Origin of the sequence: Leifsonia sp. ZF2019 (assembly GCF_019924635.1) — a bacterium.
Taxonomy (GTDB): domain Bacteria; phylum Actinomycetota; class Actinomycetes; order Actinomycetales; family Microbacteriaceae; genus Leifsonia.
The window spans coordinates 2,552,864-2,572,717 of sequence record NZ_CP065037.1 but is presented as its reverse complement, the minus strand read 5'-3'; the positions used below and the strand labels follow the sequence as shown (position 1 = coordinate 2,572,717).

The window sequence follows — 19,854 nt, the reverse complement described above, 5'->3', positions numbered from 1 at the left end:
CGGGGGCTCTTCCGTGGAGCGGGCGACGGGCTAGAAGCCCGCGAAGTTCACCGTGATCGTGGACCCCTTCGGAGCCTGCTCTCCCGCCGCCGGAGAGATCTTCGAGACCACGAACGCGGCAGGCGCGACATCGGCGATCGGGCTGTACTTCAGCTGGAAGCCGGCGTCCTGCAGAGCCTTCTTCGCGACATCCCAGGTCTTGCCGACCACGTCGGGCACCGGGACGGGCTCCGGTCCCTTCGAGGTCTCGAGCAAGAGGGTGTCGCCCGGCTTCACCACGTCGCTCTGCGGGTGGGCGGCGATGACGTCGCCCTTCTCGACCGTGTCGCTGTAGCTCTGGGGGCCCTCGCCGACCTTGAGGTTGACCTTCGCGAGCGTGGCGGTGGCGTCGTCCACCGACTTGCCTGCGACGTCCGGGATCGGGCCGACCGAGACCACCAGGTCGACCGTCGCCGCCTCGAAGTAGTCTCCGCCGCCGGAGAGGTCGCGGCCGTCGAGGGCACCCGACGCCGAGATGACCGTGCCGGACGGGACCTTCCCGTCGAACTGCTCGGCGACCGCGCCCACGTGCGCCTTCTTGCCCGTGATCTCGGCCTTGGCCTGGTCGAGGGTCGTTCCGGCGAGCGCGCCGAGCGTGATGGGCGCCGGGCCCTGCGAGATCCGGACCGTCACCAGGCTGCCGCGGGCTGCGGATGCCCCCTCTCCCGGATCCGTGCTCGAGACGAGGCCCTTCTGCACCGTCGTGCTGTACTCCGGTGCTTGCTTGGTCTGGAAGCCCAGCTCCTTCAGCTGTGCCGCGGCGGCGTCCGGAGCGACATTCACGAGCTTCGGGACCTGAACGAGTGAGCCGGGACCCGAGCCGAAGTACCAGCCGGTGCCTCCAGCGACACCCGCCAGGAGGATGATCAGCGCGAACAGCCACCACCCCTTGCCGCGACGGCGCTTGGCGGCCGCGGTGAGGGCGTCGGCGGAGCTCGGCGTGTTGGCCGCCACCTGCTGACGGATGGCCGGGTTGATGATCTGGGTGTCGCCCTCGTCGGCTGCGTACGCCGGAGGCAGGACCATCGTCGGCTGCAGCACCGCCTCGCCGCGGAGGGACTTCTCGGCCTCGAACAGCCGGTCGAGCATCTCCCGGGCGTCGGCGGGGCGTCGATCGGGGTCCTTCTCGGTGGCCCAGAGGACGAGCTCGTCCAGCTCGGCGGGGACCGCCTGGTTCTTGCTGCTGGGAGCCGGCACCGCGTCGTTCGCGTGCTGGTAGGCGATCTGCATCGGCTGCTCGCCCTGGAACGGCTGCTCGCCGGTCAGCATCTCGAACATCATGATGCCGAGCGCGTAGATGTCGCTGCGCGCGTCAGCGACCCCGCGCGTCACGAGCTCGGGGGAGAGGTAGGCGATGGTGCCGAGAAGCGCCTGCCCGGTGGCGGTGTTCGCACTCGCCGCCCGCGCGAGGCCGAAGTCGCCGATCTTGATGCGGCCGTCGTCGGCCAGCAGGACGTTCTCGGGCTTGAGATCGCGGTGCACGATGCCGGCCTTGTGCGCGGCGGCGAGGCCGCTGAGCACGGCCTCCATGATGTCGATCGTCTGCTCGGGGGTGAGCTTGCCGTAATCCTTGAGCAGATCGCGCAGCGTGATGCCGGGAAGGTACTCCATGACCAGGTAGGCCATGTCGGAGTCCTGACCCTGGTCGAAGACGTTGACGACGTTGGGGTGCGCCAAGCGCGCCGCCGACCGGGCCTCCTGCACGAACCGGCTCTTGAACGTGCTGTCGTCGGCGAGGTGGCCGTGCATCACCTTGATCGCGACTCGTCGCTCCAGGCGCAGATCGGTGGCGAGGTAGACGGTCGCCATGCCGCCTCGGGCGATCCGCGAGCGCACCTGGTATCGGCCGTCGATGAGACGGCCGATCAAGGGGTCGGTCTGGCTCGTGGTCACGGAACGAGTCTAGGGAACGGCAGGTGCGTGGACCCTGCAAAACACCGGTGTGCGCTCGGGCCGTGATGCGCCTGTGACCTTCTGCGGGCCACCCGGGTCAGCCCAGCTGGGCGAGCCAGGCGCGGGCGGAGGTCTCCCACTTGGCGTAGGCGTCCGGGAACGCCGAGATCTGGACGGCTTGCGCCGCCTGGGTGACGGTCATCGACGTCCAGCCGGGGATGTCGAGGAGGCCGCGGGTGCGCCCGGGGTTGGGGTTGTTCGCGCCGCCGAAGAAGGCGCGGGTCGCCCGCTCGGGGTCGAGCACCTGGTCGGCCGTGCCCCAGCCCGTGCTGGGACGCTGCTGGAACAGGCCGAGCGAATCCCGGTCCCCGTAGCGCACGTTGCGCAGCCCCGACTCCTGGGCGGCGGCGGCCAGGGCGATGACGATCCCCTGATCGCTCACGCCCTCCTGGCGCCCGATGCGGACAATGAGGGCCGCGTTGCCGCGCATCTCGTCGGTGAGGGCGACCACCTGGCCTGCGGCGGCCACGGGGAGCGGCGCCGGAGCGGCGACCGGCGCAGGCGCAGGCGGCTTCGGAGTGACGGCGGCGGCGGTCGTCATGCCTGGAATGGTGATCTGCTGCCCGGGGAAGATCAGACTCGAGCCGCTGAGTCCGTTCGCGCTGAGCACCGACGCCGTCGAGACCCCGAAACGGCCGGCGATCCGGCTGATCGTGTCGCCCGAGACCACCGAGTACTTCGTGACGGCCGGGGCGGCGGGTCCCGGAGCCGACGGGGCAGGAGCCGAGGCGGCCGCCCCGGTGAGCGCGAGCACCTGGCCGGGGAAGATCAGGCTCTTCCAGCTCAGACCGTTGAGGGCGAGGAGGCTCGCGGTCGAGACCCCGAAGCGCGACGCGATGCCGCTGACGGTGTCGCCCGACACGACGGTGTAGCTGCTCGGCACGCCCGCGAACGCCGTGAGCGGTGCGGAGGTCGTCGTGCCGGCGGAGGCCGGCGCCATCCGGGTCGATCCCGTCGTCGGGGTCTTCTCACGGGGCTGTTCGGCCGTCTCCGGCGGGACGGCCTGCGCCGGTGTGACGAGGTTGAGGGTCACGGCGATCGAACTCGCGACCGCGATGGGCACGGTGCCGAGGACCGAGCGGGCCCAGTGGCGGACGGGCTCGTGCGTAGCGGCTTCGTCGTCTCGTACGGACATCGGACCCCCCTTTCGAGTGACACACTGGTGCCCACGCTGACACAGAATGCAGAGGGAGTCAACCAGAGTGACGGATGTGAAAGCAGTTTACCTGATCGTAACAATCGGCCCCGCTCACGTCGCGGCTCCGGACGTGGCACGCTTGATGGCGTGAACGAGCGAGTCCAGGCCACCGAGTGGCTGACCATCCCCGACCTCGTCGATCAGCTGGGCATCGGTGTCAGCCGCGTGCGCCGCCTGATCGAGGACCGCCATCTGGCCGCGAAGCGCGTCGACGGCGTGATCAAGGTGCCGGCGGCGTTCCTGCGTGACGGCGAGCCCATCGCCGAGCTGCACGGCACGCTGGTCGTCCTCTCCGACGCCGGCTTCGGCGACGAGGAGGCCGTCGACTGGATGTTGGAGGAGGAGGAGTCGCTCGGCACGTCGCCGATCGAAGCACTGCGCAACGGCCGCAAGGCCGAGGTGCGGCGGGTGGCCCAGGCGCTCGCCTGAGCGGCTCGTTCAGGCCGCGCGCCGCGTGACGGCCACGGCGAGGTCGCGCAGCTGCGCCTTGGCCTGCTCGCCGATCGGCGCCGCCGCGAGGGCGGCGAGGGCGCGCTCGACGTTGCGGGCGATCATCTGCTCCACGGCGTCGACGGCCCCCGACTCGCGGATGGTCGACTGAAGCATGCTGATCTGCTGCTCCGTCAGGTCCGGGTCGCCGAGCAGCTCGTCGAGGGTGGCGCGCACGCCCGACGGCACCGCGTCGCGGGTCAGGGCGACCAGGACGGTGCGCTTGCCCTCGCGGAGGTCGTCTCCGCTCGGCTTGCCGGTGACGGCGGCGTCCCCGAAGACGCCGAGCAGGTCGTCGCGCAGCTGATAGGCGATCCCCAGTGGGAGGCCGAAGCCGCGCAGGGCGTCGAGCTGGCCGACGGTCGCGCCCGCGAGGCTCGCCCCGATGAGGAGGGGCGACTCGATGCTGTACTTCGCCGATTTGTAGACGATGACGCGTTCGGCACGAGCGAGCTGATCGGCGTCCGGGCGACCTTCCCAGCCGATCTCCTCGAAGATGTCGAGGTACTGCCCGGCCGTGACGTCGATGCGCATGCGGTTGAACTCGGCTCGCGCCGCCCGCCGCGCCGACGGGCTGACGGCCTGCGTGAGTCCCTCGTCGAAGAGCTCGTCGCTCAGGATGAGGAGCAGATCGCCGAGCAGGGTCGCCGCGCCGTGGCCGAACGACTCCCCGTCACCACGCCAGTGCTCGTCGTCGTGCAGCCGCTCGAAGCGGCGGTGGGCCGAGGGCGCGCCGCGGCGGGTGTCCGAGTTGTCGATGAGGTCGTCGTGCACCAGGGCCGCCGCGTGGAAGAGCTCGAGGGCGCTCGCCACGGACACCACGGCGTCGAGCGGGCCACCGGTCGTGACGGGGGCGTCGTCGCTCTCGCCGCCCGCTGTTCGCACCGCCTGCCAGCCCCAGAAGCAGAACAGTGCACGGAAACGCTTGCCGCCGCTGAGAAAATCCCTTGAGAACGCCGCGATCGGCGAGAGTTCCTCCGCGATCGAGACGAGAATAGATGCACGGACATCGAAGAATCCATCGATTCTGGACTGGATCAGGTCGACGAATCGGATGCTTTCAGACACACTCCTAGCCTAGTCAAAGGCGCACGGCTACAATCAGCCACACAAGCCTTGAACCCGTGAGAAAGAGGGGGAAACGGATGCCGCTTTCGGAGCACGAGCAGCGCCTCCTCGAAGAGATGGAGCGCAGCCTCTATCAGAACGACGCAGACTTCGTCGCGAAGGTCGGCGGCAAGCGGGTGCGACCCGCGTACCGATCGATCGTCCTCGGGATCCTGATCGCCGTCGTCGGCGTCGGTGTCCTGGTCACGGGCGTGTTCGTCCAGCAGCCCATCGTGGGCATCCTGGGCTTCGTCGTGATGTTCGCCGGCGTGCTGCTGGCGATCGCTCCGGGCAAGCGCGTCGCGATCGATCCCGACGCCCCGGCTGCGCCGACCAGCGCCAAGGCGCCGCGCGGTGGCCAGACCGGTTTCATGGACAAGCTCAACGACCGTTGGGACAAGCGCCAGGACGGGCAGGGCTAGCCCCTCCACTTCGCACCACCACTAAGGCCGATCCGTGCGATCGGCCTTTTTTCGTGCGCGTTTTCCTCCCCGCAGGTGTCAACTTCCTCCACTTTCCTCCACCGCCGAAATCCGCGTAATTTCGGGGCCAGAACACCCCTATTCGGGCCAATATTCCCGTATTGCGTGATTTTGTGGATGGAAATGGAGTAAAGTGGAGGCGCACCACAACCTTGGGTCGGAAGAGTGGGGAGGCGTCCGATGTTCCTCGGTACCCATGCCCCCAAGCTCGACGAGAAGGGGCGCATCATCCTGCCGGCCAAGTTCCGGGACGAGCTCGCGTCCGGACTCGTCCTGACCCGCGGCCAGGAGCACTGCGTGTACGTCTTCAGCCAGCGCGAGTTCGAGGCGCTGCACGAGAAGATCCGCCAGGCGCCGGTGACGAGCAAGCAGGCCCGCGACTACCTGCGCGTCTTCCTCTCGGGGGCGAGCGCGGAGGTGCCGGACAAGCAGAACCGGGTGACCATCCCGCAGGCGCTGCGTTCGTACGCGGGACTCGACCGCGACCTGGTCGTGATCGGTGCGGGCAGCCGTGCCGAGATCTGGGACGCCCAGGCCTGGGAGACCTACCTGGCGGAGCAGGAATCCACATTCGCAGAGACCGACGAGGAGGTGATCCCGGGGCTGTTCTAGCGCCTGGCGCCGGACTCCCAGCCATACGCCCTGACGCACCTTCCCCGGTGTCAGGTCGGAATGGATGGGGATCCGGACTCAGGGGCACGGGCCCTCGAAACGATGAGCGAGTCGACGGAGAACGACAGGATCCACACCCCGGTCCTCCTGGAGCGATGCATCGAGCTGCTGGGCCCGGCGCTCGAGCGGCCGGGCGCGGTGTTCGTGGACGCCACCCTGGGCATGGGCGGGCACTCCGCCGGCGTGCTGGAGCGGTTCCCGGGAGCGACGCTGGTCGGGCTCGACCGCGACCCCGAGGCGCTCGCCATCGCGGGGGAGCGCCTGGCGCGCTTCGGCGACCGCGTGCACCTGGTCCACACGGTCTACGACGGCGTGCGCGAGGCCCTCGACGGCCTCGGCATCGAGGAGGCCGACGGCGTGCTGTTCGACCTCGGCGTCTCGTCGCTCCAGCTCGACAGGGTGGAGCGAGGATTCTCGTACTCGAAGGACGCCCCGCTCGACATGCGCATGGACGGCACGAGCGAGCTCACCGCCGAGGTCATCCTCCGCGAATACTCGGAAGCCGACCTCCGCCGCATCTTCCGCGAGTACGGCGAGGAGAAGCTCGCCGCCCGGTATGCGCAGAAGATCGTGCAGGCGCGCGAGCAGGCGCCGCTCGTGCGTTCCGGCCAACTGGTCGACGTGATCACCAAGGCGACCCCGGTCGCCGTGCAGCGGCAGGGTCACCCCGCCAAGCGGGTGTTCCAGGCGCTGCGGATCGAGGTCAACCAGGAGCTCGCCGTGCTGCAGCGCGCCATCCCGGCCGCCATCGACGCGCTGCGCGTCGGCGGCCGCATCGTCGTCGAGTCCTACCAGTCCCTGGAGGACCGCATCGTCAAGCGCGAGCTGCAGACCCGGTCGGTCTCCAGTGCACCTCCCGGACTGCCGGTTGAGCTGCCCGAGCACAAGCCGGAACTGAGACTGCTGATCCGCGGCGCCGAGCTCGCGGACGACGACGAGAAGGCCGCGAACCCGAGGGCGACCCCGGTGCGCCTGCGCGCGGCCGAACGGGTGAGGAGGGCCTCGTGAGCACGAGTCTGGCCGAGTCGACCGCACGCCGCCGTCCCGTGGCCTCCTGGCCCGAGGGGGTGCTGCCCGCTCCCGCCGAGCAGGAGCGTCGCGGGCATCTGGAGGTCGTCTCCTCCCGGTCGCAGCGCCGCGCCCGGCCGCGCGCACTCTACGCGGTGGTGGCGGTGGGCACCCTCCTGGTCATCGTGGTCGCGCAGCTGCTGCTGAGCATCGCGATCTCGCAGGGTGCCTACACGCTCAACGGCCTGCAGGCGACGCAGACCAGCCTGCAGCGCTCGTTGCAGGCCGCCTCGGAGGACCTCACCCGCGTGTCGTCGCCGCAGAACCTCGCGGCCAACGCCAATGCGCTCGGGATGGTCAGCAACAGCAATCCGGCTTACCTGCGTCTCTCCGACGGAGCCGTGCTCGGCGCCCCGATCGCGGCGAACGGCGCTGCGGGAACGGTCACCGGCGGCCAGGGCAACCTGGTCCCGAACTCGCTCCTCGCCGGTGTCGGCGTCGTGAACGCGCAGGGCCAGCAGACCGCGACGACGCAAACTGGGAATTCCGCAAGCGCGGGAGCGGCGACCCCGCCGACCACCCCGCCGACCGTACCGTTGCAGGGAGCGCTGCCGACGCCGGTGACGCACTGACGACGGGACGGACGCGGGCATGACCAGCAAGAAGATGTTGCGGCGCCGGACCGCGGTGACGGTCGCGGCCGTCGCTGTGACGGTCGGCATCCTCGGCGCGAAGCTCGTCGACATCCAGGTGGTGCGGGCGGACGCGCTGCAGGCCCAGTCCGTCGACGCCAAGGAGCGGTCGACCACGCTCTACGGCAACCGCGGCGACATCGTCGACGACGACGGCACCGTGCTCGCGACGACGATCTACAAGTACACTGCGGCCGCGTCTCCCTCGGACGCGGTCGCCGGCACCGACGGCCACAAGAAGATGGAGGAGGCCGCGGCCAAGATCGGCGCGATCACAGGTCAGGGCACGGAGGCCGTCGTGAAGCTGTTCGACGACGCCCTCGCGCAGAACCCCAAGTCGAAGTACGTGCTCATCAAGTCCGGAATGGACGTGGGGACGTTCGACAAGCTCAACAAGCTCCCATACGCGTGGCTCACCTTCACCAAGGACCAGACCCGCAGCTACCCGAACGGCGCGGTCGCCGGGAACCTGCTCGGCTACATGTCCGACTCCGGCAACGGCGGCCTCGAGGACAGCGAGAACGGCTGCCTCGCCGGCCGGAACGGCACGGAGACCTACCAGCAGGGTGCGGACGGCGTCGCGATCCCGGGCAGCACCGTCGTGCAGAAGCAAGCGAAGGACGGCGGCACGCTCAAGCTGACCATCGACAGCGACCTCGAATGGTTCGCCACGCAGACGCTGGCCCAGCAGGTACAGGCCACCGGCTCGAAGTTCGGCTTCGTCACGGTCGCGGAGGCGAAGACCGGCAAGATCAAGGCCGTCGCCCAGTGGCCGGCAGCGGACCCGAACAACCTCGACGGGACGGATCCGTCGTACTGGAACCTGCTCCCGCTGACGACCCCGTACGAGCCCGGTTCGACCTTCAAGGCGCTCACCGCCGCGATGCTGCTCGATCAGGGCAAGGCCAGCCCGACGTCGCAGGTTCTGGCACCGTACGAATGGAAGTCCGGCAACGGCGCCGATCTGCACGACTCCGGCTATCACGCCCCGCTGCGGTTGACCCTCACCGGCGTGCTGATGATGTCGTCGAACACCGGCATGTCACAGCTGGGTCGCGCGCTGCCCGACCAGACCCGCTACGACTACCTCAAGAAGTTCGGCATCGGCGACTCCACAGGGCTGCCGTACCCCGGCGAGTCCGACGGCCTGCTGCATCCGGTGTCGGAGTGGGACGACCAGACCAAGTACGCGACGATGTTCGGCCAGGGAGTCTCGGCGACTCAGCTCCAGATGGTCGGCGCGTACCAGGCGCTCGCGAACGGAGGGGCGCGCATCCCGCTCTCCCTGGTCGAGAGCTGCACCGACGCGGACGGCAAGGTCACCGACGTCCCCTCGGGCGCGGCCACTCAGGTCGTCTCCGCGGACGCGGCGAGCACCACCCTCGGCATGATGGAGTCGGTGGTCACCAAGGGAGAGCTCGCCAAGCAGCTCCAGATCCCCGGCTACCGCGTCGCCGCGAAGACCGGAACGGCCCAGCAGCCGGACGGCAAGGGCGGCTACCTCCCGTCGTACTACGTCTCGGTCATGGGCGTCGCCCCGGTGGACGACCCCCAGTACGTCGTTTCGGTCAACCTCGGATACCCGACTACCATTACTTCGTCGGCAGCAGCCGCTCCGCTGTTCCACACGATCATGAGCCAGGTGCTGAAGACCTACCGGGTGAAGCCGTCGACGACCAGCCCGGCCGACTACCCTCCGTACTACTGAAAGTGAGCCCCGTGACAGGACCGGCGCCCTCCTCTCTGCGCCCCGAGCATCCCGTCGCCCGCCCGCTCGCCCAGCTGGTAGCGGAGTTCGGGTTGGACTGCCGAGGTGATCTCGACGCCGTCGAGGTCACCGGCGCGGCCCTCGCGAGCTCCGCCGTCGAGCCCGGCGACCTCTACGTCGGTGTGCCCGGCCGCAACGTGCACGGTGCGAGCTACGCGGAGGCCGCCGCCGAGGCCGGGGCGGTCGCCGTGCTGACCGACGAGGCGGGAGCCGAGCTGGCGTCCGCCTCGGGGCTGCCGGTCATCGTCACCCCGGACCCGCGTGCCGCCCTCGGGGCCGTCGCCGCGTGGATCTACCGCACGGACGAGAATCAGGCGACACTGTTCGGCGTCACCGGGACCAACGGCAAGACGAGCGTCGTCTATCTGCTCTACGCGATCCTCGGCCAGCTCGGCGTCGTCGCGGGGCTCAGCTCGACGGCCGAGCGCCGGATCGGTGATCAGGCGATCACGAGCAAGCTCACCACGCCGGAGGCGAGCGAGCTCCACGCGCTGCTCGCCCGGATGCGCGAGGAGGGCGTCCGCGCCGTCGCACTCGAGGTGTCCGCTCAGGCGCTCAGCCGCCACCGCGTCGACGGGATCGAGTTCGACGTCGTCGGGTTCACGAACCTCAGCCACGACCACCTCGACGACTACACCGCGATGGACGACTACTTCGAGGCCAAGCTCGAGCTGTTCCAGCCGGACCGTGCCCGTCGCGGCGTCGTCACGGTCGACTCCGACTGGGGTCGTGCGCTGGTGGAGCAGTCGCGCATCCCCGTGACCACCCTCGCCAGCGCGCCCGGCTCCGACGCCGACTGGACCCTGTCCGTCCTCGGCGAGTCGCTCTCCGACACGGCGTTCGCGCTCGAGGGTCCGGAAGGCCGTCGCATCGAGACCTCCGTTCCGCTGGTGGGCGCGTACAACGCCTCCAACGCGGCCCTGGCGATCGTGATGCTCGTCGAGTCGGGCTACGACCTCGACGCGATCGGCGCGGCGCTCGATCGCGACGGAGGGATCGACACCTATATCCCCGGTCGCACCGAGCGCCTGTCCGGTGACCGCGGACCGGTCGTCTTCATCGACTACGGTCACACGCCCGACGCCTTCCTCTCCACGCTCACGGCCCTCCGCAAGGTCACGGATGGTCGCATCGTCATGGTCTTCGGCGCCGACGGCGACCGCGACACCACGAAGCGCGCCGACATGGGGGCCATCGCCGCGCGCGGCGCGGACGCGGTCGTGATCACCGACTTCCACCCCCGCTGGGAGGACCCGGCCGCGATCCGTCAGGCGCTCCTCGACGGCGCGCGGTCCGCCGTCCCGGACGGCGAGCTGTACGAGGTTCCGGACCCGCGCGCCGCGTTCCGCACGGCACTCTCGCTCGCCGGCGAGGGCGACGTCGTGCTGTACGCCGGACCCGGGCACGAGGACTACCAGGAGGTCGCGGGCCAGCGCCTGCCGTACTCCGCGCGCGAAGACGCCCGTCTCGCCCTTCGAGAGGCCGGGTGGCTCTGATGATCGCGCTCACCCTCGCCGAGGTCGCCGCGGCGACTCGCGGCACCCTGCTGCTCGACGGCGCCGCCGTCGCGGGCGTCCCCGCCACTGCCGAGACCGTGGTCGACGGCCTGTCGACCACCGACTCGCGCGAGGTCGTCCCCGGAACGATCTTCTTCGCCAAGCCGGGCGAGTTCACCGACGGACACCTGTTCGCTCCGCAGGCCGCGGAGGCGGGAGCCGCGCTCGTCGTCGTGGACCACCCGCTCGACCTCGCGGTGCCGCAACTGCTCGTCGAGGACACCGTCGTCGCGCTCGGCGACCTCGCCACCGAGGTGATCGCCCGGGTGCGCGCCCTCGGTCGCCTGAAGATCGTCGGCGTCACCGGCTCGAACGGCAAGACAACCACCAAGAACCTCCTCCGCGAGATCCTGGAGCAGGTCGGTCCGACCATCGCCCCGCGCGCCTCGTTCAACAACGAGGTCGGGGCGCCGGTCACGATGCTCGAGGTCACGGAGGAGACGCAGTTCCTCGTCGCCGAGATGGGCGCGAGCGGCATCGGCGAGATCGCCCGTCTCGTGCGCATGGCGCGCCCCGACATCGGGATCGTCCTCAAAGTCGGCCTCGCGCACGCCGGGGAGTTCGGCGGCATCGAGCGGACGCTCGCGGCGAAGACCGAGATGGTCAGCGACCTGCTCGAGTCCGACGTCGCGGTGCTCAACCTCGACGATCCGCGCGTCGCCTCCATGGCCGACAAGACGGTCGCCCGCGTACTCTGGTTCGGTTTGGATGACCGGGCGGCCGTGCGCGCGACCGGCATCGTCTCGAGCGCCGCCGGCACATCGTTCACCCTCCACCTCCCGGACGGCTCCGAGCGCGAGGTGCACTTCCGCGTGCTCGGCGAGCATCACGTCATGAACGCGCTCGCGGCAGCCGCGGCGGCGCACACCCTCGACGTGGGCATCGACGCGATCGTCACCGGTCTGCAGGCGGTGACGCGCGCCGAGCGCTGGCGCATGGAGGTCATGGGCGGTGCGCGCGGCGTCACCGTCATCAACGACGCCTACAACGCCAGCCCCGACTCCATGTCCGCCGCCCTCAAGACGCTCGCGCAGATCGCCGAGCCCGGGGCGCGCACGGTGGCCGTGCTCGGCGAGATGAGCGAGCTGGGCGAGTTCTCGGGGGAGGAGCACGACCGCATCGGTCTGCTGGCCGTGCGGCTCGGCATCGGCCAGCTCGTCGTGGTCGGGCCCTCCGCCCGGCGGATGCACATCTCGGCGATCAACGAAGGCTCCTGGGACGGCGAGTCCCTCTACTTCGACACGCAGGACGACGCGTACGCCCACCTGGCCGGCGCGCTCCGCGAGGGCGACACCGTGCTCGTGAAGTCCTCCAACTCCGCGGGGCTGCGCTTCCTCGGCGACCGACTGGGAGAATTGTTCTCGTGAGAGCCCTGCTGACCTCCGGTGCGCTGTCGATGGCGTTCTCGCTCTTCCTGACGCCGCTGTTCATCCGCCTGTTCCGCCGCCTCCAGTGGGGCCAGTTCATCCGCGACGACGGCCCGCAGAGCCACCACGCCAAGCGCGGCACCGCCACCATGGGCGGCATCGTCGTCATCCTGGGCACCCTCTTCGGCTACTTCACTGCGCTGCTGCTCACGGGCGACGAGACCAGCGTCTCCGCCCTGCTCGTGCTGTTCCTCATGGTCGGCCTGGGCGTCGTGGGTTTCGTCGACGACTTCCTCAAGACCCGGCGCGAGCGCAGCCTCGGCCTCACCGGCTGGGCCAAAGTGGCCGGGCAGGTCATCGTCGCGACCGTGTGGGCGTTCCTGGCCATCTCGTTCCCGAACGGCAACGACGAGACCCCGGCGTCGATGAACGTCTCGTTCATCCGCGACCTGCCGATCGATTTCGGCCATCTCACGCAGTTCGGCGCGATCGGCATCGTCGTCGGCTACGGCCTGTACCTGATCTGGATCAACTTCATCGTCGCCGCGACGTCCAATGGCGTGAACGTCACCGACGGCCTCGACGGACTCGCGTCGGGCGCCTCTATCCTCGCGATCGGCGCGTACATCATCATCGGCTTCTGGCAGTCGATCCAGTCGTGCGCGAACTCCAATCTCAATCCCGAGAACGTGGCCAAGTGCTACGAGGTACGGGATCCGTTCGATCTCGCGATCGTCGCGACGGCCATCGTCGGAGCCGTGGTCGGCTTCCTCTGGTGGAACACCTCCCCGGCCCAGATCTTCCTCGGCGACACCGGCTCGCTCGCGCTCGGCGGCGCGGTCGCGGCCCTCGCGATCCTCAGCCACACCGAGCTCCTGCTCGTGCTCATCGGCGGCTTGTTCGTCATCGAGGCCGGATCGGTGATCGTCCAGCGGGCGTACTTCAAGCTGACGCACGGCAAGCGCATCTTCCTGATGAGCCCCATCCATCATCACTTCGAGCTCAAGGGCTGGGCGGAGGTCACGGTCGTCGTGCGCTTCTGGATCATCGGCGGCCTGCTCGTCGCCGCCGGCGTCGGCTCGTTCTACCTCGAGTGGCTGGCGACGTGAGAGTCGGGGAGCGACTTGCCGCGTTGACCAGCTGGCACCACGATTGGCGAGGCCTGCGCGTCGCCGTGTACGGCCTCGGGGTGACCGGATTCTCCGTCGCGGACACGCTGGCGGAGCTCGGCGCCGAGGTCCTGGTGGTCACCGCCTCCGCCGACGCCGAGCGCGCCATGCTGCTCGAGGTCATCGGAGCGGAGCTGCTCGAGCAGCCGGACCTGTCCTCGCCTCCCGCGCGGCTGACCGAGTTCGACCCCGAGCTGATCGTCGTCTCGCCGGGGTTCCACTGGGACCACCCGCTGCTGGTGTGGGCCGAACGGAACGAGATCGCCGTCTGGGGCGACATCGAGCTGGCCTGGCGGCTGCGCGACAAGGTCGCGGGTCCGGGCAGCGGCAACGCCCCGGCGGACTGGATCTGCGTCACCGGAACCAACGGCAAGACCACCACGGTGCAGTTGACGGCCACGATGCTCCTCGCCGGGGGAAGTCGCGTCGCTCCCTGCGGCAACATCGGTGTGCCCGTTCTCGACGCCATCCGCGACCCCGAGGGCTTCGACGTGCTCGTCGTCGAGCTCTCCAGTTACCAGCTGCACTGGATCAACCGCAACGCCGGGGGCGAACTCTCCCCGTACTCGTCCGCGTGCCTCAACATCGCCGACGACCACCTCGACTGGCACGGCTCACTGGAGGCGTACATCGCAGCGAAGGCGAAGGTGTACGACAACACGCAGGTCGCGTGCGTCTTCAATCGCGCCGACGCGAACACGCTGCTGATGGTGGAGGAGGCCGAGGTCGTCGACGGCGCCCGCGCCATCGGCTTCGGCCTCGACGTCCCCGGCCCGAGCGACTTCGGTGTCGTCGACGGCATCCTGTGCGACCGCGCGTTCCTCGAGGATCGCGCGACGACGGCGCTGGAGCTCACCACACTCGACGAGCTGCGCGAGGCGGGACTCGCCGCCCCGCACGTCGTCGCCAACATCCTGGCCGCCAGCGCCCTCGCGCGTTCCTACGGCGTCGAGCCGCAGACCATCCGCGATGTGCTCACGGCCTTCCGCCTCGACGCGCACCGCATCGAGCTGGTGCGGGTGGAGGCGGGGATCAGCTGGGTGGACGACTCCAAGGCCACCAACCCGCACGCCGCCGACGCGTCGCTCCGCGCCTATCCGTCGGTGGTGTGGGTCGTCGGGGGCCTGCTCAAGGGCGTCGAGATCGACGAGCTGGTCCGCACCCACGCGGCGCGCCTGCGCGGAGCGGTGCTCATCGGCGTGGACCGCGAGCCCCTGCGCGAGGCATTCCGGCGACACGCGCCGACGATTCCCGTGGTGGAGGTGGAGGCCGACGAGACTGAGGGGGTCATGCCGACGGCTGTCCGCTCGGCCGGCGGTCTCGCCCGCGAGGGCGACACCGTCCTGCTGGCTCCCGCCGCGGCGTCGATGGACCAGTTCGCCGACTATGCGGAACGAGGACGCCTCTTCCAGGCGGCCGTCAACGAGTACTTGGGAGGTGAGGCGGATGACTTCTCCGCCTCGCGTCCTGAACAGGACTGACCGAGCCGCCTCGTCGTCCGGCTCGCGCCTCGGCGGCCTGACCGCACGCATCTCGCTCGGAAAGAACGTGACCGCGGAGTCGGCCAACTACTTCCTGCTGCTCGGGGTCACCCTCTTCATGGTGATCTTCGGTCTCGTGATGGTGCTCTCCTCATCCTCGGTCGAGTCGCACAGCGACAGCGACAACTTCTTCTCGCGGTTCTGGTCCCAGGGAGCGTTCGCGCTCATCGGCCTGCCGTTGATGTTCCTGGTCTCCCGCCTGCCACCGCAGTTCTGGAAGAAGAGCATCTGGTTCCTGCTCGCGGCAGCCTGCTTCCTCCAGGTGCTCGTCCTGCTCACCCCGCTGGGGGTCGAGATCGGCGGCAACCGCAACTGGCTGCGCATCGGCGGTTTCACCGGGCAGCCGTCGGAGGCGATCAAGGTCGCCCTCGTCGTGTGGCTCGGCGTCGTCCTCGCCCGCAAGAAGGACGTCCTCGACCAGTGGAAGCACGTGGCGATCCCGGTCGTCCCGGTGGCCGGCGGGGCGATCGCCCTGGTCCTCCTGGGCGGCGACCTGGGCACGACCGTGGTGATGGCGGCTATCGTCCTCGGCGCTCTGTTCTACGCCGGCGTGAAGATGCGCTACCTGGTCATCGGGACGCTCGGCATGGGAGCGGTCGCGGTGGCGGTCGCGCTGTCGAGCGCGAGCCGTGTCGGCCGCATCGCGGCCTACTTCGGCGGCACCAGCGCGGCGAACCCCGACGTCGACTGGCAGATCAAGAACGGCTTCTACGCCCTCGCGTCCGGAGGCGTTTTCGGTGTGGGGCTGGGCAACTCGCACTCGAAGTGGTCGTGGCTCCCGGCGGCCGACACGGACTTCATCTTCGCGATCATCGGCGAGGAACTCGGTCTGATCGGCGCGATCGTCGTCCTCCTGTTGTTCGTGCTGCTCGCGATCGTGTTCCTGCGGATCATCCACGCCTCCACCGACCCGTTCGCCCGCGTCACGACCGCCGCGATCATGGTCTGGCTCATCGGTCAGGCCTTCGTGAACATCGCGGTCGTGCTCGGCGTCATACCAGTCCTGGGTGTGCCTCTGCCGCTGATCTCCGCGGGCGGGACTGCGATGATCAGTTCCATGGTCGCCATCGGAATCGTCCTCTCGTTCGCGCGCGAATCGAGCAAGGAGTCGCAGTCCTCATCCGCCACCACCCGTCGGGCGGGTACCCGCGCATGACGCGCTACCTGCTGGCCGGCGGGGGGACCGCCGGCCACGTGAACCCGTTGCTGGCGGTCGCCGATCGCCTGCGCCGCGATGATCCGGCTGCGGAGGTCCTCGTGCTCGGAACGAAGGAGGGGTTGGAGGCGCGGCTCGTCCCGGCGCGCGGCTACGAGCTGCTCACCATCCCGAAGCTCCCGTTCCCGCGCCGGCCGAACGCCGCCGCGTTGCGGTTCCCGGGCGAGTACCGACGCGCGATCCGCACTGTCCGCGACCTGATCCGCGACCGCGGCATCGACGTCGTGGTCGGCTTCGGGGGCTACGCGGCCGCACCGGCCTACTCCGCCGCCCGCAAGGAGGGGGTGCCCCTGGTGCTGCACGAGGCCAACGCCCGGCCCGGCCTGGCCAACCGGCTGGGCGCCCGCTACACACCCTGGGTGGGCGTCGCCTTCGAGGGGACGCCGCTGCCGCACGCGACCTTCGTGGGCATGCCGCTGCGGATCGAGATCGAGGAGCTGGACCGCGTCGCCGCCCGCCCCGCCGCTCTCGCCGAGTTCGGGCTCGCCGACTATCGCCCTACGCTGCTCGTGACGGGAGGTTCGCTCGGCGCGCGCCGTCTCAACGGCACGATCGCGGCGCGGGCTCAGGAGCTCACGGCCGCGGGCTGGCAGGTTCTCCACATCCAGGGCGGCCGCGGCGAGCTGACCGATCCGGGCGTCGAGCACTATCGCCTGATCGACTACTGCGACCGCATGGACCTCGCGTTCGCGATCACCGATTTCGCCGTCGCCCGTGCGGGCGCGGCGACCGTGTGCGAGTTCGCCGCCCTCGGCATCCCCGCCGTCTACGTGCCGTTCCCGATCGGGAACGGGGAGCAGCGCTACAACGCGGCGGGCGTGGTGGGGGCCGGCGGCGGCATCCTCGTCGATGACGCCGCCTTCCTGCCGGAGTGGGTCGACGCCGAACTGCTTCCTCTGCTCGCCGACCGCGATCGCGTCGCCGGGATGGCGGCACGGGCCGCGTCGGCCGGTGTGCGGGACGGCTCCGCCCGCACGGCGGCGCTGGTCCGGCGCTCCCAGGAGACGCGGTGACCCCGTGAGAGGATGGGAGCCCGTGATGCAGATTCTCCGCGTGAACCGAAAGCAGTGCCCGTGATCAAGCCCGACCTCACCATGACCATCCCCGACGAGCTCGGCGCCCTCCACTTCGTGGGCATCGGCGGCTCCGGGATGAGCGGCATCGCCCGTCTGTTCCTGGAGGCCGGGTATACGGTGACCGGTTCCGACGTGCGCCACTCGGCGAACATCGACACGCTGCGCGCCCTGGGCGCGACGATCGCCGTCGGCCACGACGCCGCGAACGTGGGCGACGCGGACACCCTGGTCGTCACCGGCGCTCTTTGGCAGGACAACCCGGAGTACCAGCTGGCGCTGCAGAAGGGCCTCCCGGTGCTCCACCGGTCGCAGGCGCTCGCCTGGCTCATCAACCGCAAGCGTCTCGTCGCCGTGGCGGGCGCCCACGGCAAGACCACGTCGACCGGCATGATCATCACGGGCCTCCTCGGACTGGGGGAGGACCCGAGCTTCGTCAACGGAGGCGTGATCGCCTCGCTCGGCAAGAGCTCCCAGTCGGGCAGCGGCGAGCTGTTCGTCGTCGAGGCCGACGAATCGGACGGCACCTTCCTGCTCTACGACACGGCCGTGGCGCTGATCACGAACGTGGATCCCGACCACCTCGACCACTACGGCTCGCTGGAGGCGTTCGAGGAGGCCTTCGTCACCTTCGCCCGCGAGTCGAGCGAGCTCGTCGTGGTGTCGTCCGATGACGCCGGAGCGAAGCACGTGACGGACCGCCTGCTCGCGACCACGCCCGACAAGCGCGTCGTGACCTTCGGCGAGGCGGAGGACGCCGCGGTGCGCGTCCACTCGATCGTCACCGACGGGCCGGTCGCCTTCCGGCTCTCGTATGACGGCGCGGAGTACGCGGCGCAGCTGCGCGTTCCGGGACGCCACAACGCCATCAATGCGGCGGGCGCCTTCGCCGTGCTCACCGGCCTCGGCTTCGAGCCGGCGGCGTCGCTGGCGGCCATCGCCGAGTTCGGCGGGACCGAGCGACGCTTCGAGCTGCACGGCACCGTCGGCGGCGTCAGCGTCTACGACGACTACGCCCACCATCCGACCGAAGTCGCGGCCGCCCTCTCGGCGGCGCGGACCGTCGTCGGATCCGGTCGCATCATCGCGGTCCACCAGCCGCACCTCTACAGCCGCACGCGACTGTTCGCACAAGAGTTCGCCGAGACCCTCGAGAAGTACGCCGACGAGACGGTCGTACTCGACGTCTACGGCGCCCGCGAGGACCCGGAGCCGGGCGTCACGGGCGCGCTCGTGTCCGAGCGCTTCGAGCATCCCGAGCATGTCGCGTTCATCGCCGACTGGCAGGCCGCCGCCGACCACACCGCCGAGATCGCGCGTGCGGGCGATTTCGTGATCACCCTCGGGTGCGGCGACGTGTACCGGATCGTCCCCCAGCTGCTGGACTCGCTCCGCCGCGTCCGCGAGTAGTCGCCCGTGAAGCGCCCCCAGGGATACGACCGGCAGACCGACCAGGTGTCCGCCCGGCCGGCCGCGTCCGAGCGGCTCCCCTCGGAGACGACCCCTCGCGCGGTCTCCCCGGAGCGGGCGGCGTCGCCGGCGCGCACAGCCACCGAGCCCGTCCCGATCGTGGAGGCGCCTTCGCGCGCGGCCGAGACCTCCCCGTACGACCGCCTCCCGAGCAACCGGGACATCAGCAGGGCTCTCCGCGCGGCGCGCAAGGAGCGCAAGCGCGTCGAGCGCGGGGAGGTGCGCCGGTTCACGAAGCGTTCACGCCGTCGCCGCCGCGCCTGGCTGGCGGCGGGCGGCGTGCTCGCCGCACTCGTCCTCGGCGTCACGCTGCTGGCCTTCTCGCCCGTCCTGGCACTGAAGCACATCGAAGTGACGGGGGCATCCCGGCTCGACCCCAAGGCGATCGAAGCGAAGCTCGGCGATCAGCTCGGCAAACCCCTGCCGTTGCTCGACCAGGCGGGCATCTCGCACGACCTCGCGGCGTTCCCGTTGATCCGCAGCTATACGGTCGAGAGCCACCCGCCCGACACGATCGTGATCCGCGTCGTCGAGCGGCAGCCGATCGGCGCGGTGCAGGAGGGGGCGGCGTTCGTCCTGGTCGACGCGGCGAAGGTCCCGATCTCGTCGACCGCGGCCCGTCCGGAGGGCGTGCCGCTGATCACGGCGGCGGGCGGCTCGGCGGACAAGGACGCGGGCTCCGCGTTCGCCGCCGCCGCGAGCGTCCTCAGCGCGCTCCCCGCGGCGACGCTCGCCCAGGTCGACACGATCTCCGCGACGACCAAGGACGACGTCTCGTTCACGCTGCGCGGCAGCGGCGCGACCGTGGTGTGGGGGAGCGCCGAGGACTCGGATCTGAAGGCGGCCGACCTCGCCGCGCTTCTCGCCGGAGCCGGCGGGGCGAGCCACTACGACGTGTCGTCGCCGCACAGCGTGACGACCGGCTGACGCCGTGTCGGCCACCGCTTCGGCGCGCACTTTCCCGACACGCCTGCCGGGTTACCCCGGCACGCGCCGCGCGCACCTAACGTCGAGAAAGAGAATTGCATACTCAGCATAACTTTAAGCCTCGACT

General features: G+C 70.1%; 17 protein-coding genes. 14 read left to right on the top strand and 3 right to left on the bottom strand.

The features are described from left to right. Positions 1-30: 30 nt before the first annotated feature. Both pknB and IT072_RS12555 read right to left on the bottom strand, forming a co-directional pair. Complete coding sequence (gene pknB, locus IT072_RS12560; RefSeq protein WP_223357067.1) at positions 31-1,932, bottom strand: Stk1 family PASTA domain-containing Ser/Thr kinase; 1,902 nt, start codon at positions 1,930-1,932, stop codon at positions 31-33. Positions 1,933-2,029: 97 nt separating this feature from the next. Then, positions 2,030-3,127 (bottom strand): LysM peptidoglycan-binding domain-containing protein, encoded by a 1,098-nt coding sequence (locus tag IT072_RS12555; RefSeq protein WP_223357066.1) that lies wholly within the window; start codon positions 3,125-3,127, stop codon positions 2,030-2,032. 150 nt (positions 3,128-3,277) lie between these two features. Here IT072_RS12555 and IT072_RS12550 point away from each other — a divergent pair, with 150 nt between their 5' ends. After that, positions 3,278-3,619, top strand: a complete 342-nt coding sequence (locus tag IT072_RS12550; RefSeq protein WP_223357065.1) for an Rv2175c family DNA-binding protein — start codon at positions 3,278-3,280, stop codon at positions 3,617-3,619. 9 nt (positions 3,620-3,628) lie between these two features. Here the strand turns inward: IT072_RS12550 and IT072_RS12545 are convergent, their stop codons facing one another. Continuing rightward, positions 3,629-4,747: a polyprenyl synthetase family protein gene (locus IT072_RS12545; RefSeq protein ID WP_223357064.1), complete on the bottom strand. Its 1,119-nt coding sequence runs from the start codon at positions 4,745-4,747 to the stop codon at positions 3,629-3,631. Positions 4,748-4,824: 77 nt separating this feature from the next. Between IT072_RS12545 and IT072_RS12540 the strand changes: the two genes are divergently transcribed. From IT072_RS12540 to IT072_RS12480, 13 genes are all read left to right on the top strand, one after another. Further along, complete coding sequence (locus IT072_RS12540) at positions 4,825-5,208, top strand: DUF3040 domain-containing protein (RefSeq protein WP_223357062.1); 384 nt, start codon at positions 4,825-4,827, stop codon at positions 5,206-5,208. A 240-nt stretch (positions 5,209-5,448) separates the two neighbouring features. Further along, entirely contained in the window at positions 5,449-5,880 is a 432-nt protein-coding gene (mraZ, locus tag IT072_RS12535; RefSeq protein WP_223357060.1) for a division/cell wall cluster transcriptional repressor MraZ, read from the top strand. A gap of 102 nt (positions 5,881-5,982) precedes the next feature. Further along, entirely contained in the window at positions 5,983-6,948 is a 966-nt protein-coding gene (gene rsmH, locus IT072_RS12530; RefSeq protein WP_223357058.1) for a 16S rRNA (cytosine(1402)-N(4))-methyltransferase RsmH, read from the top strand. Beyond that, positions 6,945-7,580 (top strand): hypothetical protein, encoded by a 636-nt coding sequence (locus tag IT072_RS12525; RefSeq protein ID WP_223357057.1) that lies wholly within the window; start codon positions 6,945-6,947, stop codon positions 7,578-7,580. Before rsmH ends, IT072_RS12525 begins: the two co-directional genes overlap by 4 nt. Positions 7,581-7,599: 19 nt before the next feature. After that, positions 7,600-9,348 (top strand): peptidoglycan D,D-transpeptidase FtsI family protein, encoded by a 1,749-nt coding sequence (locus tag IT072_RS12520; protein WP_223357056.1) that lies wholly within the window; start codon positions 7,600-7,602, stop codon positions 9,346-9,348. An 11-nt stretch (positions 9,349-9,359) separates the two neighbouring features. Next, on the top strand, positions 9,360-10,904 hold the full coding sequence (locus tag IT072_RS12515; RefSeq protein WP_223357055.1) for a Mur ligase family protein: 1,545 nt from the start codon (positions 9,360-9,362) through the stop codon (positions 10,902-10,904). After that, a complete protein-coding gene (locus IT072_RS12510) occupies positions 10,904-12,331 on the top strand; it encodes a UDP-N-acetylmuramoyl-tripeptide--D-alanyl-D-alanine ligase (protein ID WP_223360968.1) in 1,428 nt (475 codons plus the stop codon). The genes IT072_RS12515 and IT072_RS12510 overlap by 1 nt, the downstream gene beginning before the upstream one ends. After that, positions 12,328-13,440, top strand: coding sequence for a phospho-N-acetylmuramoyl-pentapeptide-transferase (mraY, locus tag IT072_RS12505; RefSeq protein WP_223357053.1), 1,113 nt, complete (start codon positions 12,328-12,330; stop codon positions 13,438-13,440). The genes IT072_RS12510 and mraY overlap by 4 nt, the downstream gene beginning before the upstream one ends. A gap of 23 nt (positions 13,441-13,463) precedes the next feature. Beyond that, positions 13,464-14,981: a UDP-N-acetylmuramoyl-L-alanine--D-glutamate ligase gene (murD, locus tag IT072_RS12500; RefSeq protein WP_223357051.1), complete on the top strand. Its 1,518-nt coding sequence runs from the start codon at positions 13,464-13,466 to the stop codon at positions 14,979-14,981. After that, the gene (gene ftsW, locus IT072_RS12495) at positions 14,947-16,197 is read left to right on the top strand and encodes a putative lipid II flippase FtsW (RefSeq protein ID WP_223357049.1); all 1,251 of its coding nucleotides are present in this window, start codon (positions 14,947-14,949) and stop codon (positions 16,195-16,197) included. Before murD ends, ftsW begins: the two co-directional genes overlap by 35 nt. After that, a complete protein-coding gene (locus IT072_RS12490; protein WP_223357047.1) occupies positions 16,194-17,270 on the top strand; it encodes a UDP-N-acetylglucosamine--N-acetylmuramyl-(pentapeptide) pyrophosphoryl-undecaprenol N-acetylglucosamine transferase in 1,077 nt (358 codons plus the stop codon). The genes ftsW and IT072_RS12490 overlap by 4 nt, the downstream gene beginning before the upstream one ends. Positions 17,271-17,330: 60 nt before the next feature. Then, positions 17,331-18,740, top strand: coding sequence for a UDP-N-acetylmuramate--L-alanine ligase (murC, locus tag IT072_RS12485; protein ID WP_223357046.1), 1,410 nt, complete (start codon positions 17,331-17,333; stop codon positions 18,738-18,740). 6 nt (positions 18,741-18,746) lie between these two features. After that, entirely contained in the window at positions 18,747-19,727 is a 981-nt protein-coding gene (locus tag IT072_RS12480) for an FtsQ-type POTRA domain-containing protein (protein ID WP_223357044.1), read from the top strand. The last annotated feature ends 127 nt before the right edge of the window (positions 19,728-19,854 follow it).

What these genes read in the sequence shown, in the direction of transcription:
- IT072_RS12555 (WP_223357066.1), bottom strand. Translation starts at nt 3,127, where the DNA reads ATGTCCGTACGAGACGACGAAGCCGCTACGCACGAGCCCGTCCGCCAC.
- IT072_RS12540 (WP_223357062.1), top strand. Translation starts at nt 4,825, where the DNA reads ATGCCGCTTTCGGAGCACGAGCAGCGCCTCCTCGAAGAGATGGAGCGC.
- mraZ (WP_223357060.1), top strand. Translation starts at nt 5,449, where the DNA reads ATGTTCCTCGGTACCCATGCCCCCAAGCTCGACGAGAAGGGGCGCATC.
- rsmH (WP_223357058.1), top strand. Translation starts at nt 5,983, where the DNA reads ATGAGCGAGTCGACGGAGAACGACAGGATCCACACCCCGGTCCTCCTG.
- IT072_RS12520 (WP_223357056.1), top strand. Translation starts at nt 7,600, where the DNA reads ATGACCAGCAAGAAGATGTTGCGGCGCCGGACCGCGGTGACGGTCGCG.
- IT072_RS12510 (WP_223360968.1), top strand. Translation starts at nt 10,904, where the DNA reads ATGATCGCGCTCACCCTCGCCGAGGTCGCCGCGGCGACTCGCGGCACC.
- ftsW (WP_223357049.1), top strand. Translation starts at nt 14,947, where the DNA reads ATGACTTCTCCGCCTCGCGTCCTGAACAGGACTGACCGAGCCGCCTCG.
- IT072_RS12490 (WP_223357047.1), top strand. Translation starts at nt 16,194, where the DNA reads ATGACGCGCTACCTGCTGGCCGGCGGGGGGACCGCCGGCCACGTGAAC.